Annotated in this window: 12 protein-coding genes; 7 read left to right on the forward strand and 5 right to left on the reverse strand. The window is 42.4% G+C overall.

Features of this window, described 5'->3' with window-relative positions:
* Positions 1-161 precede the first annotated feature (161 nt).
* Positions 162-1982: a PAS domain-containing sensor histidine kinase gene (locus J0L60_06175; GenBank protein ID MBN8545703.1), complete on the forward strand. Its 1821-nt coding sequence runs from the start codon at positions 162-164 to the stop codon at positions 1980-1982.
* Positions 1979-2374, forward strand: coding sequence for a response regulator (locus tag J0L60_06180; GenBank protein MBN8545704.1), 396 nt, complete (start codon positions 1979-1981; stop codon positions 2372-2374). The genes J0L60_06175 and J0L60_06180 overlap by 4 nt, the downstream gene beginning before the upstream one ends.
* Here the strand turns inward: J0L60_06180 and J0L60_06185 are convergent.
* The 3 genes from J0L60_06185 to J0L60_06195 form a co-directional block, all read right to left on the reverse strand.
* Positions 2357-3946, reverse strand: coding sequence for a response regulator (locus J0L60_06185; GenBank protein ID MBN8545705.1), 1590 nt, complete (start codon positions 3944-3946; stop codon positions 2357-2359). The genes J0L60_06180 and J0L60_06185 overlap by 18 nt on opposite strands.
* Positions 3947-3977: 31 nt before the next feature.
* Positions 3978-4538 carry a DUF1579 domain-containing protein gene (locus J0L60_06190; GenBank protein ID MBN8545706.1) on the reverse strand — a complete coding sequence of 187 codons (561 nt, stop codon included), beginning with the start codon at positions 4536-4538 and terminating at the stop codon, positions 3978-3980.
* 273 nt (positions 4539-4811) lie between these two features.
* A complete protein-coding gene (locus J0L60_06195; GenBank protein ID MBN8545707.1) occupies positions 4812-6107 on the reverse strand; it encodes an MFS transporter in 1296 nt (431 codons plus the stop codon).
* A gap of 180 nt (positions 6108-6287) precedes the next feature.
* Between J0L60_06195 and J0L60_06200 the strand changes: the two genes are divergently transcribed.
* From J0L60_06200 to J0L60_06220, 5 genes are read left to right on the forward strand one after another with little or no spacing between them, the layout of a single operon-like run.
* Entirely contained in the window at positions 6288-7583 is a 1296-nt protein-coding gene (locus J0L60_06200; protein MBN8545708.1) for an MFS transporter, read from the forward strand.
* Positions 7584-7592: 9 nt separating this feature from the next.
* Positions 7593-8087, forward strand: coding sequence for a GNAT family N-acetyltransferase (locus tag J0L60_06205; GenBank protein ID MBN8545709.1), 495 nt, complete (start codon positions 7593-7595; stop codon positions 8085-8087).
* A 5-nt stretch (positions 8088-8092) separates the two neighbouring features.
* Positions 8093-9931 (forward strand): chorismate-binding protein, encoded by a 1839-nt coding sequence (locus J0L60_06210; GenBank protein MBN8545710.1) that lies wholly within the window; start codon positions 8093-8095, stop codon positions 9929-9931.
* A gap of 19 nt (positions 9932-9950) precedes the next feature.
* Positions 9951-11765 (forward strand): sodium:solute symporter, encoded by a 1815-nt coding sequence (locus J0L60_06215; GenBank protein MBN8545711.1) that lies wholly within the window; start codon positions 9951-9953, stop codon positions 11763-11765.
* Positions 11762-13804, forward strand: coding sequence for a family 20 glycosylhydrolase (locus J0L60_06220; protein ID MBN8545712.1), 2043 nt, complete (start codon positions 11762-11764; stop codon positions 13802-13804). Before J0L60_06215 ends, J0L60_06220 begins: the two co-directional genes overlap by 4 nt.
* On the opposite strand, the gene J0L60_06225 is transcribed toward J0L60_06220, so the two are convergent.
* Entirely contained in the window at positions 13785-16946 is a 3162-nt protein-coding gene (locus J0L60_06225; GenBank protein MBN8545713.1) for an exodeoxyribonuclease V subunit gamma, read from the reverse strand. The genes J0L60_06220 and J0L60_06225 overlap by 20 nt on opposite strands.
* Positions 16943-17380, reverse strand: coding sequence for a hypothetical protein (locus tag J0L60_06230; protein ID MBN8545714.1), 438 nt, complete (start codon positions 17378-17380; stop codon positions 16943-16945). The genes J0L60_06225 and J0L60_06230 overlap by 4 nt, the downstream gene beginning before the upstream one ends.
* Positions 17381-17418: the final 38 nt, after the last annotated feature.

A 17418-nucleotide genomic window follows, 5' to 3' on the forward strand; every position in this document is an offset into this window, starting at 1 on the left:
AGGGAGTAACGGGGGATTGAAAAATTAATAAATAATGTTCAATATCACATAACAATTTAAAATGTTTTTCCAAATATAAAAATACTTTAATTTGGATTCACTAATATTAAAAAGTAAATGCGTATTTTTTAAGTTAACATACTTGGATTCCCGGAAATAGAATGCCAAACCTGCATAATTACTTAATTTCACTTATCAACACCTTTGACACTGCCCACATTGTGTTCGACCGGGAAGGTAACCTCAAATCAATTTCAGAAAACTTCAGGCAGGTTTTTCAGATCGATCCCGTCATTATAAAGACTGAGGGTTTTGGGCAATTACTGTACCCGAAAGACAGGGAGAAATTCAAAAGATACTTTGAAAAAGTTCTGAACCGGGAAGTGGATTCCGATGAACTTGTCGTTCGGCTTCTGATGAAAGACAGGAGTTTCAGAAAAATATCGATCAGGATCATAGACGGTACTGATGATGAATGTGTCTCGGGAGTTATTGTTTTCGTTCGTGATATCACAAAGAAGCTGAATTCTAAACTGTTCAAAGACGGTTTTTTTAACCTTTCTCTCGACCTTTTTGCCATACTTGACTATACAGGGAAGATAATTGAATTGAATGAGATATGGCATGAGAAATTCGGATATCCGAGAGAAGAATTTCTTAAGTCAGGATTTTCACTCATATTGAACCGTGATGAAAGAATGGCAGCAGAGACGCTTTACGACTGGCTCAAGATGACCGGGGCACCTCTATATGATTATGAGGTGGAATGTCTAACCAAAGGGGGTGAGACCCGGTATGTTAGCTGGTCGGCTCGAATTGATCCGCAAATTGGACTTGTCTTTCTTGTCGGAAGGGATTTTACAGATAAGAAGTTAACCGAAAAGAAGCTGATTGAGAGCGAAGCAAAACTTACAGCCATCATTGAGAACACAAAAGATATAATATTCTCAATTGACCGCGACTACCGTTTGATGAAGTTTAATGCAGCTTTTAGTGACATAATCAAGAGTACCTATGGGTTCAGTCCCAAAGTTGGTTATTCAGTAGTCGATCCCAAGGCAAAGGAGAGTACGGTCCTCAGATGGAAAGCGCTGTATGATCGTGCATTGGCGGGCGAGGAAGTGGAAGCTTTTATCGAAGCAGATCCACCAAATGAAATGAACCATTACGAAGTGTCTATCAATCCGATAAGAGCAGAGTCAGGTGATGTGATGGCTCTTGCAGTATTTATGAAGAATGTTACAGATCGTGTAAATGCAGAAGAGGAGCAGAGAAAAATAGCAAATCTTCTGACAGAAAAGAACAGGGATCTGCTCAATTTTTCATTTATTGCCACACACAACCTTCGGGCACCTGTTTCGAATCTGATCAGTCTGCTCAGTCTTTACGACAAGGAAAATACTGCAAATGTTGAAAATATTGAGATCATTCAGAACTTTGAAAGTTCTGTAAGACAATTGAATGAGACACTTCAGGACCTGATGCAAGCCGTAAAGATCAGGGACGAACTGAACAAAAAATATGAAATGGTGGCACTTCAGGAGATACTTGACTCGGTAAAGACACGATTGGAAAGTTTTATCGATGGGAAGGAAGTGGAGATTAGCTCCGATTTTTCGGAAATCTCTCAGTTCTGTTATTCAAAAGCTGACCTTGACAGTATATTTTACAATCTGATAAGTAATTCGATAAGATTCTCGGAAAACAGCAGGAAATGCATAATAAAAATCAAATCCCTCCAAAATGGGGATGACATTATATTAGTGTTTTCTGATAATGGTAAAGGGATAGACCTTGAGAGATATGGCGGGAGGTTGTTCGGGCTTTATCAAAGATTCCACTCTGAGAACGCAGGTAAGGGGCTCGGACTTTACCTTCTCAATACGCAAATCAAGTCGTCCGGTGGCAAAATCGAGGTAGCAAGTCAACCGGGTTCGGGTACGGAGTTTAAAATCACAATAAGAAGGAGAAAGGAAGAATGATTAAAGTTCTTGCCATTGATGATGATGACACACTTCTTTTTATCATGAAACGCTTTCTAAACAAAACGGGCAGAGTTTCGGAGATAAGGACTGCTTCCAACGGTCAGGAGGGGTTGAAGGTTCTTGAGGATGATAGCTGGGTGCCTGATCTCATATTTTTGGACATAAATATGCCGGTGATGAACGGATGGGATTTTTTGGAAATTTTCAGCGAAATGAGACCGGGAAATTTTAGCGGGAGTATCGTAATGCTGTCGTCCTCCACCATGGATGTTGAAGTTGAGGATGCAAAAAAAAATGTGAGAGTACACAGTTACATGTCGAAGCCGGCAGAATATTTCAAATTGCTGGCTCTCGTCGAGGAGATTGACGCGTCAGTTAACGGTAGCTGATGCGAGGGCTTCTTTTATGATATTAACCAGGTCGGCTTTTCTGAACGGTTTCGAGAGGTAGTGGGAGCATCCGGCTTCCAGAATCTTCTCTCTGTCTCCCCTCATCGCCAGTGCGGTGATTGCAACCACGGGGGTTTTGGAGTATCGTTCCATGTTTCTTAATTCCTGAGCGATATTCAGTCCCATCCTGCTTCTTCCCAACATAATATCCAAAATGATAACATCAAATTTTTTCTCATTGATAAGAGCCATGGCGGTCTCGTAATCATATGCCTCGCTGATATTATACTCTTTTCCGAGAATAAGTTTAAAAACATCTCTTGCGATTGCGTCATCATCGATGACAAGGAGGGACGGTTTTACCTTATTTTCTGCGTCCTTGTTATGGAGATTCGACAGTTTGGATGGGGCGCCTGTGAGCGGAAGTGAAACTGAAAAACTGGAGCCTACTCCTTCTTTGCTTTCAACAGTTATGGTACCACCGAGAAACTGCACAAACTTTTTAGTGAGTGTCAATCCGAGGCCGCTTCCTTCGAAAGCTCGCGAGTAGCCTTCACTCACTTGTCTGAAGGCATCGAATACCAGAGCAATATTTGGAGCCTGTATCCCGATTCCCGTGTCTGCCACGGTAATGAGTGCAAATTTTTGATTCAGTCCGTCTTTTTCGATCAACGATATTTTCACTCCTCCGGCAGGTGTGTACTTTACCGCATTGTCGATTAAATTGGTGAGAATTTTTATCAGGACGGCTTCGTCGAGGTATCCCCTTAAATCGTAGACCGGCAGTCCCAGTTCGAGGGTAATTCCTTTCTCCATCGCAAGTGATTTGTACTGATTGGCAACCGATTTGATACAATCGTTGATGCTGATATCCTTTAGGCGGTACTCGAGTCTGTTTGCTTCAAGAAGTGAGAGATCGAAAATGGATTCAAAAGTTTGAAGAAGTCTTTTGGAGCTTTTCATAATTTTTTCGAGCATTTCGACACATTCATCATCAAGAGACTTCTCTTGAAGGATTTCAGTAAATCCCATGATCCCGATAAGTGGAGTTCTCAACTCATGCGACATGTTTGCAAGGAAGGAGGACTTTATTCTGTTGGCTTCCTCAGCCCTTTCCTTGGCAGCAGTAAGTTCAATTTCAGTATTTTTTCTGTCTGTGATATCTCTGAAGATACTGAGAAGATACAATTCATCATCGAATTCGATGAAAGAGTTTGAAACTTCCACCCATTTCGATTTCCCATTCCAGAGGTGAACTTCACCCTCATACCTTTGCTGGGCATTTTTGGTTTTAAGGGTTTCATGAAAGTTGTTAAGAATGGCAGGGAGATTTTTTGATTCGAAAGAATGAATCACTGTAAATTCCTGCCCTAAAAGTTGTTCCTCGGTTTTTTCGAACAATTTGCAGAAGGAGGGATTAGTATAGACAATCGTTCCCTTTGAGTCACAGAGTCTCATGGCGTCAATGGATGACTGCCAGCCGGCTTCAAAAATCCGCCGGGTTCTCATCACGCTGGCTTCATCGGGTGTGCCATCACCTCCGGCCAAACTGCCGATATTATCGTTTTGCATCAAAAACCTTGGAATGGAGAAACATGAGCTTTTACTCCGCCTTTTTGTAAACAGATCTCATCATCAGGAATTCACTTCCCGACTTGTCATAACCATACATCTCGTTAGCCACCTTCCCTGATTGAGGTTGCATGATCACCATTTTATATTTGTAATCACTGCCGGAGACCGGGTCGAGCATTGAGCCAAGGAGAGTAACCGTATTCGTGGTTTTGTCATAGTCACCTGTGGCAACGGTATATCCCGTCCCAAGATTGTCTATCCAAAAGGAGAAGAACTTTTTCAATTTGTTGTCGTAACCGACGATATTTGCTCCGGTGAATGGTGTTCCGAAGGCAGAACCTTCATGCACTATCTGGAGATATCTGCCGCCAAGTATCATGGTGTGTTTGGAGATCCCTGTATCAACCGTGGCAGCAGTTCCCGGAGACATCCACGATTCCTGAGTATAATTCCATACACCGACAGACTGTGCAAGCCACTGGTGCATCTCACCCGGTGTCATATACTCGGTCCATGCTTTCATGGGGTCTTCCTGAGCGAACAGGGTTGCCGAGAGGATAAAAAAGAAGCCGAAAAACGCCTTTTTCATAAAGTGTGTGTCCTATATAAAATCAGTTTGCAATATATCAAAAAAACGGGAAAAAACACAACTGATTTGCCGTCTGTCACACAATAGTTTCTTTCAGAGGGGTAATATTGCGTTTGTGTATATTGAAGAATTTAGCGATGAAACAAGCAGTAAGTTACACTAAAGATATTTAAAATTTCGCAAAAACTTCGAATAACTTTCAAAATCTTATCAAACGACCCTCCACAAAAAGAGGAGCTTTGCAGCAGCTCCTCCTTTTGCTTTTAAAGCCACTCAGTTCTCATCTTTTACAAACATTGTCAGCGTTGCCGCGATGATCATTGAAACACCTCCAAGGACCAGGGCATAAATTGGATCATCCCCGAAGAAGGTTTTTACAGTAAATCCTATTAATGTTGCAGCCACAATCTGCGGAATCACAATGAAAAAGTTGAAAATTCCCATATAAACCCCCATTTTCTCCTGAGGAAGTGCACCGGAAAGGATGGCGTAAGGCATGGAAAGAATTGATGCCCAGCCCAATCCGATAAAGATCATCGGGATGAGGAGTAATCCTGGCGATGGAATAAAAAGGAAGGAAATAAACGCAAGACCTGTCAGTGTGAGCGACAATGAATGGGCAAATTTTCGTGAAAATCTTTTCGCCAGAACCGGAAGGATGAATGCGGTAACCGCAGCGACGCCGTTATAAACTGCAAAAAGCACGCCCACCCAGTCGGCACCTTCATTATATGCAATCGACTCTGTGTCAACAGTAAGATATAAATGTTTGGTAATCGCCGGGGTTGTATAAATCCACATGCAGAAGAGGGCAAACCAGCTAAAAAACTGAACGAATGCGAGTTGAATCATCGTTTTTGGCATCTTCAGAAATGAATCAACGATTTCAGATACCCCTTGCAGAAAACCGGCTTTGGTTTTTTTATGTTCGAGAAATTCTTCCATGTTTTCGGGCGGGTATTCTTTTGTCCTTATCACAGTCCAAAGCACAGCTCCAAAAAAGGCAGCAGCTCCGAGATAAAAAGAATAAATTACCGAATCGGGTATCTCACCTTTGGGGGCTGTGTTGCTTATACCAAGCCAGTTGGTCAGGATATAAGGAAGAAGTGAGGCGATAACGGCACCAACTCCGATAAAAAAGCTTTGTACGGCAAACCCTGTGGTTCTCTGCTCAGATGGCAAAAGGTCGGCGACGAGAGCCCGGAACGGCTCCATGCTGATATTGATGGATGCATCCATCACCCAAAGCATACCGGCAGCAATCCAAAGAACGGGTGAGTTTGGCATTATAATGAGGGCAAGAGATGCCAGGATGGCACCAGTAAGGAAGAATGGCCGTCTGCGGCCAAGTTTTCCCCATGTTCTGTCACTAAGATATCCAACTATGGGTTGAACAAGCAATCCTGTTACGGGGGCAGCAATCCATAGGATTGGAATATTATCTATTTCTGCCCCGAGGGTTTGAAATATTCTGCTTGTATTGGCGTTTTGAAGAGCAAATCCGAACTGAATTCCGAGGAATCCGAAACTCATGTTCCATATTTGCCAGAAATCTAATTTTTTCTTCATTTAATCGACTTTCCAAATAAAAATCACATCTTTAAATTTACGAACATTGGCGGGAAAATTAGTTATAAGTTTTTAGTTAATAGTTATGAGCATTTGCAAATATTCGGGTCAAAATTGTTAATTTGAAGGTCTGTTTAAATAAGTTATCAGAAACGAATAAAATACAATCCGGAGAAACAAATGCTTCAGATGCAGAAAAAACTGAGTAATCTGTTTTATACAATTCTCCCGTTACCGGCAACGGCAATGGGGTTTGCACTGTCAATTCAAATAGCAGCACTAAGCTGGATTATGAACACAAAGTACCATCTTAATCTGGAAGAAATCGGGTTTGTCTGGGCGGCAGGACCGGCGGCAGGCATCATAGGACAGGTACTGGTGGGGATGATCAGTGATAATGTGTGGTTCTGGGGTGGAAGGCGGAGACCGTTTGTTCTTATCGGTGGAATAACCGCAGCAATAATGCTGATGGCACTGCCGAATATAGATGTTGTTAGTAATTTCCTGGGAATTGGTGAGATAATCATAGTGGCAACCGGTGTTGCACTTTCGCTCGATCTGGCGATAAATATCAGTTTTAATCCTACACGGTCGATCATCGCGGATGTGACACCCGAAGGTGATGCCAGGACAAAAGGCTACACCTGGATGCAGACTATATCAGGTTTCTTTGGAGTGGTTGCCTACCTGATCAGCGTGTTGCTTGACAATTACATATTAATATATTTTGGTGTCTTCTTTGTTTTTCTGTTTTCCGTGATACCGATGTTTTTCATAGAAGAACCCCGCAAATTGTCGGTCGTTGCTGATGAAGCTGAGGAAACAACACATGAGACCAACACTACGGAATTGCTGAAGATATATGCAGCACATGCATTTTCATGGCTGGGTGTTCAGACCATGTTTGTGTATATTTTCGGATTTATAAAGGAAGTGTTCTACAATTATGAAGTGTCTGCAAAAATTTCCGATGAAGCTAACAAGCTGATCGGCGATAACATCTCCATTTCATTCGCAGTACTTAATACTGTCGGATTCATAGTTCCGGCGTTGGTACTTGCTAACATAGCCAAAAAGATAGGAAGAGTAAAAACTCACATTCTTGCTCTTGCATTGATGAGTGCCGGATATTTTGCGATTGCATTGTTCGTCCGTGATTCCATCTCATTATACGCCATGATGGCAGTTTGCGGTATCGGCTGGGGAGCAATCGTCAGTCTACCATTTGCAATCATGTCGGAAAATGTAAAAAAAGAGAAGATGGGACTGTTCATGGGGATATTCAATCTTTCTGTGGTACTTCCTCAGTTGCTCGTTTCCGTGATTGTTGGCGGAATCGTTGAAAAGAATCCTGACAAAACACTTATTTTTATGATCAGTGGCGTGGCTCTCGCAATTTCCGCAATTCTTTGGTTGCTTGTGAAAGAGACCAAGCCGGGTGGTGGAAAACTTCAAGGCGGTGGCGGCGGACACTAAGAGCACAAAATGATCAGACTTAATAATCTCGAACTTAAAAAAGTGGAAGAGGGAGATATCCCTCTTCTGCTTTGGTTCATAAAAAAAATAGCGGAATACGAAAAACTCTCACACGAAGTGACGGCGACTGAGGAGATACTTACCGAAACATTTTTCGGCAGAAAAGCGAATGTTGAGGGATATATTGCATATCATGACGGGAAACCGGTTGGCTATGCAATTTATTTTTACAATTTTTCATCATTCCTCGGGAAAAAGGGGATGTACCTCGAAGACCTTTTTGTTCTGCCTGAATACAGAGGGAAGGGTTTTGGTAAACAAATTCTAATCTATCTGGCAGAACAGGCGATTTCCGAAGGCTGCGGCAGATTTGAGTGGGCAGTGCTCGACTGGAACACTCCGGCGATCGAATTTTACAAATCACTTGGCGCTGTTCCTATGGATGAATGGACGATTTTCAGACTCTCGGGTGATGAGTTGCTGAAGTTTAAAAAGGAAATTTAGGCTAAATGGCGTACAAAAAACCGGCATACAAACCGGAATCTCTACGGGAAATACTTGAAAAAGTGGAAGAAACCGGGAACAGCGCCTTTCTTGTGAATCCTCCATTCCACGGGAAATCCAGATCGATTCTGCTTTCCGGTGCGAAAACAAAATTGATTCTGACCCGTGATAATGTTGAAGAATTTTTCAACAAGATCGAGTCTTATAAATCATCCGGATATCATGTATTGGTAATGGTTGACTACGAAGCCGGGCTCCTTTTTCTTCCAAAACTTGAGGATGTTCTTCAAAGATCGAAAAAAAAGCGTTTTGGCAGTGCTTTAGTTTTCAAAAAATCGTCTGCTCAATTGATTGACCTGGAAGGAGTACCTTTTGGTTTTGAAGGAAACCGCGAAAACATGATATCTGATTTCCTTTTCGATCAGACTAAAGAAGGGTATACCGGTGCTGTAAGGTCGATTAAGGAGAGTATAAAAAAGGGGGACACTTATCAAATAAATTACACTATGTCGTCAAGTTTTAACTATTCGAGCAGTCCACCGGAAATTTTTTCCTCGCTCCTTTTCAATCAATCTTCCAAATACGCAGCATATATAAACCTCGGAAACAGGGTTATCTTGTCACTTTCTCCTGAACTGTTCTTCTCACAAAAATCCAATATGATAAGAGTGGCTCCGATGAAGGGGACGCTGAAGGCTGATTTGTCGACCGGCGCTTCAAGAGAAAAACAGGCTCGTCTTTCCCGGAATCCGAAGGAACGGGCTGAAAATTTGATGATAACCGATCTGTTGCGAAACGATCTTCACAGAATTTGTTCCACTCGCCCTCTCAGACAGATATCAGTGTGCAGAGTTGAAAAATATGAAACAGTTTATCAGCTTGTTTCGGAAATTGGTGGCCAAATAGACAAAAACATACGACTTTTGGACATCTTTAAAGCTCTCTTTCCCTGCGGATCAGTAACAGGAGCTCCGAAAATAAGTTCGATGAGAATCATAAACGGGCTTGAAAAAAGAAACAGAGGGCTGTATACCGGATCGATTGGGTATCTCAACGGGGAGAATGCAACTTTAAATGTTGCTATCAGAACTCTTGAACTGGACAGAGAAAATAAAACTGGGAAGGCAGGACTTGGCAGCGGGATCGTCTGGGACTCTGTCCCGGAGAATGAATATGATGAGTGCGTGATAAAAGGGAAGTTTTTTACAAATCCGTTACCTTACTATAGAATTTTTGAAACCATGCTCATTGACAAGGGGAGTATCCCCTTAATCGAGTTGCATAAGGAGCGGATGGCACAGTCTGCTAAAGTTAATTTATTCTGTTTTAGTCCGGGCTCTTTTACAAAAACGATATTGGATGCTCTTTTTGATACTGACGAAACAAAAAAATACAAGTTGAAAATCCTTCTTGGAAAGTATGGTGACATGGAATCAGAGGTTAAAGAACTGGTGCCACTTCCCGAAGAAAATTTCGCTGCTTTTTCAGGCAAACGCATCTCGAGTAAAAATCCTTTCCTTTATTCAAAGACTACTGAAAGAGCCCTGTACGATAATGAGCGGGAAATTGTTGAGAAGGAGGGACTTTTCGATCTCATCTATCTGAATGAGAAGGATGAAGTATGCGAAGGAGGAATCAGCAATCTTTTCGCCAAAATCGATGGAAAATGGCACACGCCTCCTGTTGGCTGCGGATTGCTCGAAGGCATAGGGAGGTCTCTCTTCATGAAAAAAACAGGTGCCATCGAGAGAGTACTCTACAAGGAAGACATTTCCGGTGCCGAAGAGGTGGTTCTGACCAATGCGGTCAGGGGTCCTGTGCGAATTGATAAAATAACTAATTAAACACCCCAAAAGATGTTATATGGAAATAATTGATTACATAATAGTGGGAATTTACCTGGTCGGCATTTTAATAATTGGAATGTGGTTTGAGAGGAAAGCCTCAAAAAGTATCGATTCCTTCTTTCTTGGTGACAGAAGCCTGAAGTGGTGGGCTCTTGGTGCCTCCGGCATGGCATCCAATATAGATGTCAGCGGAACGATGATTAATGTTGCACTCATTTATGCTCTCGGGGCTCAGGGCTATTTTGTTGAGATAAGAGGCGGAATTGTTCTCATAATGGCGTTTATGATGGTTTTTATGGGGAAGTGGAACCGAAGGGCACATGTGATGACTCTCGCAGAGTGGATGCAGTTCAGGTTTGGTGACAGTCGTCAGGGGAGGATTGCCCGTCTCGTCTGTGCCATTGCGATACTTATGAGTACAATTGCCATCACGGGATATTTTGCTGTTGGTTCGGGAAAGTTTATCGGTGAGTTTTTAGATCTTCCGGAAATCTGGGGAATGAAGCCGGATTTTGTGGCTTCTGTGATTATGGTTTCAATATCTCTGATGTATACTGCTGCAAGCGGTCTCTATGGTGTGGTCTGGACAGATGTGATCCAGGGGGTGTTGATACTGATTTCGATTTTTGTGGTTATCTACATTTCACTCACTCAATATATTCTTCCCGATACATTCATAATTTCGACCCCTGCGGTTGACGGAGGATTTATAAGTCGAACTGTAACGAGGGAAAGCTGGACAAACATCATACCGCAGTGGGAATTAAATTTCCCCGAAGAATCGAAATATGCGATTTACAACCTTTTTGGAGTATCGATCCTTTTTTATCTGGCTAAAACGGTGATAGAGGGAAGTGGCGGCACGGGTGGCTACATGATCCAAAGATATTACGCTGCAAGAAGTGACAGGGATGCCGGACTTCTCTCTCTCTTTTGGACAGTCCTTCTTACTTTCAGGTGGCCCTTCACAGCAGCGGTTGCAATAATGGCCATAGTTTACGGAAACACTACAGGCAACATCGTGCAGGATCCCGAACTTGCACTTCCTACAGTAATTGACAAGTTGATTCCGATGGGCTTCAAGGGTCTGTTGATCGCCGGTCTGATGTCGGCAGCGATGTCAACATTTGTTTCCATAGTAAATGCGGGTGCTTCCTATTGGGTTAATGATATTTACAGGAGTTTTATCAATCCGGGAGCCTCCGAGAAAAAACTTGTAAATCAGAGCCGTCTCGCATCCATAATGGTTGTTGTCGGCGGTCTGGTACTTACACTTTTTATTACGAGTATCAATCAGATTTGGGGATGGCTTACGATGAGCATGGGAGCCGGGCTTATTGTTCCTCTTATTATCAGGTGGTACTGGTGGAGACTGAACGGTTACGGATTTACAGCAGGAATTTTTGCAGGGATGACAACCGCCATCGTTCAGGGACTTGTCTATCCGGATGCACCTGAGTATTTCTCATTCCTTTCGGTAAGTGTGCTTTCATTTGCCGGGACTGTAGCAGTTACACTTCTCACCGAGCCTACGGATGATGAGACTCTATCGAAATTTTTCCTGAAAACCAGACCTTTTGGATTTTGGGGGAGGATAACGGAGAAACTGTCGCCCGAACAAAGGACGGCGATAAGTAAAGAGAATAAAAGGGGCATAATATCTGCAATCATAGCGGTACCCTGGCAACTGGTGCTTTTCGCTACTGCAATGGTTGTGGTTTTTAAGGAGTGGGACACATTTTTTATACTGTTTTTCATACTGGTAATTTTAAGTTATTTTTTGTATCAGGTCTGGTACAAGAATTTGGACGCAAAAGGAGAAGAAAAATGAGATCAATGCACAGATTAATTACAATCACGCTGTTGTTTATTTTGTCGTCGGGAGTTGTCATGTCACAAAAGCAAACAGTTTTCAATTTAATGCCCGTTCCTGCAGAGTTGAAAGCAGGGGATGGACAGTACCGTCTTGATGCTAAATTCAAGATGAAGATAACGGGAAAAATCAATCCACGGATTTCTGCTTATGCTACAAAAGCACTGCAGCGATTATCAGGGAGGACAGGTCTGTTTTTCCTTCAGGATATCGTATCAGGAGCAGATTCGATAGTTAATCCCGCACTCACAATCAGATTTGACCGTGAGGGAGCAATCAAGGTTGGTGAGGATGAGACTTATACACTTGATGTAACGCATGAGAAGATATCGCTTAATGCAGTTACCGATATCGGAGCTATGCGGGGTTTGGAGACATTTCTCCAGCTTGTGGAGAGAGACAGCGCCGGTTATTTTCTCCCTGTAGTATCGATTAAAGATGCTCCGTTCTACAAATGGCGCGGGTTGATGCTCGATGTATGCCGTCACTGGATGCCGCTTGAAATGGTGCTCAGGAATATCGACGGTATGGCAGCCATGAAGATGAATGTACTCCATTTCCACCTCTCTGAAGATCAGGGATTCAGGATCGAGAGCAAGGTCTTCCCAAAACTGCATCAAATGGGTTCCGATGGTAATTACTTCACACAGGAACAGATTAAACATATTATCAAATACGCCGCAGACAGAGGTATCAGGGTGTATCCGGAGTTTGATGTTCCGGGTCATTCCACTTCATGGTTTGTGGGGCATCCTGAACTTGCGAGTAAACCGGGACCCTACAAGATAGAGAGGAACTGGGGGATCTTCGGACCGGTAATGGATCCGACAAAAGAGAGCACATACGAGTTTCTTGACAAGTTTTTCACCGAGATGGCGCAGCTTTTCCCGGATGAATATTTCCATATCGGTGGTGATGAGGTGAAGGCAAACCACTGGAAGGAAAATCCCGATATTCAGAAATTTATGTCGGAGAAAAACATTAAGGATGAGCATGCACTTCAGGCATACTTTAACACCCGAATCCTGAAGATTTTACAAAGAAACAATAAAAAGATGGTCGGCTGGGATGAGATTTTGCAACCTGAAATGCCGAAAGATATTGTAATACATTCATGGAGAGGAAAAAAAGCTCTCCTGCAGGCTTCAAAAGACGGATATAATGTTATCCTTTCCAACGGTTATTATATAGACCTGATTCAATCAACGAAGTTTCACTATAATAATCATCCTGTTTCTCCTGATACTATCCTTCCGGCTGAGCAGCAGAAAAACATTCTCGGTGGTGAAGCTACAATGTGGGCAGAACTCGTTACGAATGAAAATGTCGATTCGAGAATCTGGCCCCGTACCGCAGCAATTGCAGAGAGGTTTTGGTCACACAACAGCGTAACTGATGTGAAAGACATGTACAGAAGACTCGACAGGATAAGTCTTCAACTCGAAGAACTGGGTTTGTTGCACGAAAAAAATTACGAGATGATGCTCCGCAGGCTTGTCGGCGGTGAGGATGTTAAACCCTTAAAGATGCTTGTGGATGTACTTGAACCCGTTAAAGAGTATAAAAGACATTCGATGGGTGTGAAATATACCCAATACTCTCCCTATACCAGAGTGGTGGATGCCGCCAGACCGGATGCAGCCACAGCGAGGAAATTTAATGAACTTGTGAGTGTATTAATTGAGTCACGGGATGGTTCGGTTACCAGTCTTTTGCTCGGTCAGCTCGCTTTCTGGAAAACGGGAATGCCCGAATTGAAAGACCAGATCAAAAGGCACCCCATTCTTTTTGAAGTGATGCCTCATGTCGAAAGTCTCGAATTAATTTGCGAGTTAATGCCCGAAATGGTTGGTTCGGTTTTCTCAGGTGACAAAGTTGATCAGGCAATCATTGACAAGGCAAAAGCTTTCCTGAAAGGGAACACAATCCGTCACGGTCAGGCTGAACTTATGATAATCGAAGGATTCGAGAAGCTCGTTAAATTTTGTGCTCCTTAACCCGGCAGAGGGGTTTCAGATTACAGTACTGGCAATTTTTGTTGTCTCTGTCAGAATCGGAAGTAAGATTAAATTTACCTTCGAGGATGTTCAGGACAAAGGTTTGAATATTTGTTTCTGTGATTTGGAGCAATTCCTCCCACTTTGCCTTTGCGTTCTCTCGGGTGTCAGGAACTTTGCCACTCGAGAAGTGAATATCTTTTGCACCGAAATCATTTTCGTTATATTTCAGGGAGAAAATCTGCGGGAAAAGATATGAAAAGTCTTCCGGCAAATCCTTAATCTTTCCTTTGTCTGCTGCTATTAAATAGAGGGGAAGCTGCAAACGCTTCCCTTCTCTGACCTCCGGTTCAGGGTATTTTTTCCCGCCTGACTTGTAATCAATAACCTTAAACAATCTGTTTGTTTCATCCACATCAATCCGGTCAATTCTTCCTTTAATCTTGATCTCGTAGGGAGCCCTTCTTTCCTCACTGTTCCTGCCTGTCAGTTTTAAACCTCCAAAGTTGCTTTCAAAAAGGGCAGGGAGGAATGTGTTGGAGTTGTTTCTGGCAACCTCCAGATATTTGTAGAGAATTGACCATGTGGAATTACCGGCAATTCCGAGAATTTTTTCGGCTGAAAGGAATGATTCGGTATCAAGGAGTTCGGTAAGGTTGTGATCTTCGATGTTTTTGGCTATATCGATCAGTCTGTTCAAATATTCTTCCAGTTCCGCATCGGTGCAATCGCTGATTTTTTTGTTTTGTTCGAGTAATTCAGAGTGAAATGCTCTCAGAATGGAGTGCAGAAGAGTACCGAACTCAAGCGAATCAAGTTCTTCCGATATTTCCTCGTCGGCTTCTGTTCCAAGGATATATTTTGCAAAAAACTGATAGGGGCACCTGGCATAGCTTTCCAGACTTGTGGCGGAAAAAGGGGTGTTTACCCTCCTCAAAACCGGAAGTGAAAGGGGAGTTTCCTCAGTCTCATCAAATGAAATGTATCCGGCAAAGGGACTGTTTTCAGAACCGGCAAGGTTTGATTGGGCGAGGTAGTCGTTACTTCTTTGTTTGAGCTCCTCAATGTCAAACTGATTTATCAGAGACGATTTTTCGAGGGCAACTACCGCTGTCTTATTGTCAAACTGATGCCAGGAGGAGAAGATATCCCTTTTTGAATAAATTTTTTGTTCATAGTTTTTGATATCAACCGATGTGACAGTAAAGAGAGTCTTGAAATCGCTTTTAAAGAATGATTCAACTTTTGCCTGTTTGCCGGCTTTTTTGCTGTTTGTCAGATAAAGTCTGCCCTGGTCTGGACCTCTCCAAGCGGAGAGCGCCTGGTAGAAGAGGAGTCTCTCTTCCGCCGAATGTTTCTTTATTTGCTCTGTAACACCGTCATATTTAAATATTTCAGCCCTGTATCTTGTGGGAAAATCACCATCATTCAGAGCACAGATAAATAGGTGTTTAAATTTCAGACCCCTGGCTTCATCGGGAGTGGTAATCATAACGCCCGTTTCAGGTTGTTCGACGAGATTAAACCTGGTCTCCTGCGACAGATCGAGCAACATTTCGAGGTATTCTTCATAGTTCCGTTTTCTGTTCTCATACTGCTGTAAAACATTAAAGAGAAATGATGCAGAACTCAGGAAAGTTGAGAGTGCCCGTATGTTAAAGAGAGCGGCACTTCCTGTATCGGAAACATAAGCTGTGAGCAAACCTGTATCTTTTACAAGTTTTTTTAATTTCTTAAAGAAAACGAGGGGCTCCATATCGAGGGTGAGAGATTCGAGATCTCCCCACAGCTTTTGGATTGTGACGAGCGACGATTTCAGGGATGAGATAATGGAAGTGTCATCAAATTCCTCCTCTTCACCGGTGTATCCCTGGTATTTTTGTATCTCCAGGGAGAAAAACTTCACCATTTTATCATATCCCGATGTAACTTTGATATGACTGCACCCTCTTTTAAAATGTGTGGAATTGCCATATCTTTTCTGCAGGACGGGATTCGACAATACCCGGAAGACAGAATCAAAACTAAAATTGTGCGAAATCACTCTGAGAAGGTCCAGCAATCCTGAGACGGGTGAAAAATCACCGGTTCTGAACCTGTCTGTAATGTTTGTCGGGATTCCCTGTGATTCGAATGCAGCCCTTATAAAAGGAGTGTAAGCCGGAATACGGTGAAAAATAACACCAATTTCTGCTGTTTGGAGGCTTTTATCGGTCAAAAGAAGGTTTTTGATCTCTTTGGCTACGAAATTGGTTTCATCATAAAGGGTCGGTGCCTGAATTTCAAAGATGTTGTCAACTTTTGTTATACCGGGTTTCACAGGCTTGAAAAGGTTCTCTTTGAGCCGGGTATGGAATTCCAATACAGACTCAGTCGAAGACTTGTGGCTCCGGAATCCTGCTTTTTCGAGGGAGTTAAAACATTTTTGCAGTTTTTCAAAAAGAAAGGGGTTCCCGATGGAGTAGTCGAAATCGATGTAAACCCTGTTCCCTGTTTGTTTGGCGATTCCTTCCACAAGGGCTATTTCAGGTGAAGTGAGTTCCATAAAGTTTTGCATGAATACTTCTTTCACATCCGGATAAACAGAACTGAAAGCGGAGGGAACAAGCTGTGAGTTAGTCTGAATCATCAGATAGATATCACCAATTTCTTTCATTCCGGAGGATTTAAGTCTTATATCGAGAGCAGAAAATACCCGTGACAGAAAGAGGGCTTTATCTTTGTTTACGGGGTTCAGGTTGTTGATTTCGAGGATTAAACTGTCGGCGTTTGTACCGTTTTCCTTGAACTCGGAGATAGTGTTTTTGATCAGTCTGATCATCCCATTTGTGAGGTTCTGTGAAAAATCGGGATCATTCAAATCGTTTATAATCTGTCTGACAAATACTTCCAGAATTTCATCGGGGATGATTCTAAAACCGGGATCGATTTTACCCCCGATTTTCCTTGCGAGGTCCCTAATGGTATCGGTTTTTATTTTTAATCCGGGGTAATTTTTGGCAAGAAATTTTTTAAATTCCCTTTGTCTTCGTTTGGTAGGAAGCAAAAGAAGGAGACCAGTATCATCGGTTCGGTCTTTGTTGTCGAACAGCCAGTTATCGAGATCGAAACCTTTAAAATTATCGAGTGGTGTAAGTATCATTGTTTTATCCTTAAAGAGAGCAGAGTTAATTTGTCTTTGAATTCGTCGTAAAAGAACTGTTTTTCAAAATATTCGAGTTCTGAAGCGGAAGAGATAGAAGTGAAAAATGAAGCCATCGCCCCGGGGTTGAACTCCCCTGAAAGGAGAATTACGATTCGGAAAATATTTTTATTGTTCAATTCATATAAAAGGCATTTCTGAAGTTCATCGATAAGATCGAAGCGGGAGAAGATCATCAGACCGGTGCCGGGTGTGGGATTCATGGGGAAGCGCGAATTAAGATCAGACATTTCCCTTTGGTGCTCAATAGAGATGAAATCCCCTGTAATGGAGAGATTCCTTAATCTTTCAGTCACAATTTCCGTCAGTTTTTCGATGGGGAAATTAAATTCAGGTGGTTTCGGATAACCTTGACTATTATCAGATTTTATCATTAACTTGAGCGGGAAAAATAAATTTTTAATTTTTTATA

The organism is Ignavibacteria bacterium (genome assembly GCA_017302895.1).
GTDB lineage: Bacteria > Bacteroidota > Ignavibacteria > Ignavibacteriales > Ignavibacteriaceae > UTCHB3.